The organism is Acetobacter lambici (assembly GCF_011516885.1).
Taxonomy (GTDB): domain Bacteria; phylum Pseudomonadota; class Alphaproteobacteria; order Acetobacterales; family Acetobacteraceae; genus Acetobacter; species Acetobacter lambici.
Map to the genome: position 1 here is coordinate 1 of NZ_WOTD01000123.1, position 1,738 is coordinate 1,738.

The 1,738-nt window shown below is 57.1% G+C and carries 1 protein-coding gene; it reads right to left on the minus strand.

The window, feature by feature from the left end:
• Positions 1-1,738: Tn3 family transposase (locus tag GOB86_RS15375; RefSeq protein ID WP_165993530.1), on the minus strand; the 1,738-nt coding region annotated here is incomplete at both ends.

Consider the following 1,738-nt stretch of genomic DNA (forward strand, 5'->3'; position numbering starts at 1 on the left):
CCACCAGCAGGTTCAGACCTGACGCCCGATAGGCCTGATTTTCAAAACGCCGATCCCGCAGTTCGCCAAGCTGATTGAAGAAGAGCGCCCGAGCCAGCGCATTCCGGGCTTCTCCCTTATTGAGTCCAGCCTGGGTTCGTCTGCGCAAATCCAGATCCTGTATCCAGTCGAGCATAAAAATTGACCGTTCGATCCGGCCGACTTCGCGCAAAGCCACAGCCAGACCATTCTGACGGGGGTAAGATCCGAGTTTGCGCAGCATGGCCGAAGCGGTCACGGTTCCACTCCGAATAGATGTGACGAGACGCAGCAGGTCGTCCCAGTGTTCCACAATATGGTTGGTATTGATCAGGTCACCGGCCATCCCACCCAGAAGTTCGCCCGGGTGTTGTCCCGGAAAAAGGTGAAGTTTCCGCTCTTTCAGATCCCGTATCCTGGGCGCAAATCGATAACCAAAGAAGGGCATCAGCCCGAAAACATGATCCGATGCCCCACCCGTATCTGTATAATGCTCTTCAATGGAAAGTCCGTTAGCATGATAAAGCAGTCCATCCAGAACATAGGGCGCTTCACCGGCCGTCGCAGCAATCACCCGGGTCGAAAACGGATCATACTGATCGGAGATGTGGGTGTAGAAACTGACGCCCGGTTCACTGCCATTGCGCGCATTGATATCGCTGATCGCAGCGCCTCTGCCACCTGCATGAAACAATTGACCATCACTTGAGGACGATGTGCCGTCTCCCCAGAGTGACGCCAGGGGCAGCCCACGATGGGCTGCAACCATACGGCCAAGGGCTTCGGCATATCCGGCCTCGCTGATATGCCAGTCATGCAGATGCGCCAACTGGCGCAGGGTGGCACCCTGACAGGTGTCGGCCATGCGTGTCAGACCAAGATTAATCCCATCCGCCAGGATCACCGTCAGCAGGGCGTTTTTGTCATCCGCGACACGGCTGGAACGGCGATGGGTAAAGCAGTCGGTGAAGCTGATCCAGCGGTCCACTTCCAGCAGAAGATCAGTAATCTTGATCCGTGGCAGCCGGTCGTAAGCCGCCCGCCTCAACTCTTCCACAGCAGGGGGTGTAATTGCTTTCAGAGGCGAAATCACAAGACCATGTGCATCAAGCCGGACCTGTGACAACTCGCCCTTCCTGGTAAGAGCCGTCACCCGGTTCAGCGCGGTTTCCAGCACTGCACGCCGTTGAGAAAGGAACGTGTCAGCCGTAGCATTGATCGCCAGAGGCAACGGTCCTTGCGCGCGCATCGCTGCAAACGTGGCTTCCGGAAGAAGGTAGGTGTCGAATGCGCGGTATTGGCGACTTTCCGTTACCCAGATGTCTCCGGCACGCAGACGCTCGCGCAGCTGGGTCAGAACACAGAGTTCGTAAGCCTGTCGTATGACTGTTCCCTCTGGCCTGACAAAGCTGTGCCAGGAAGGCGGAATGAAACGGATCGGACAGGAGTCAGGCAAGCGGCGTTTACCGGTCCGATAGAGGTCTCCAATGATCTGCACCGCCTTCAGTAATCCCTGTACCGTGCGACCACCCTGAAACTGGAACGCGTTCAGGAATGGACCAATGGCAGGACGAAGAGAGCGATGCCGGTTGATCAGTTCGGCCGTGCGATCAATGGTCTCTGGAGCTGTCAGGGTTTCAGCCCTGCCGATGGCGTCCTGGAGGCGGGGCCAGTCAATTCCCGTAATGGCAGACAGTGAATCAACACCCTGATCACGCGC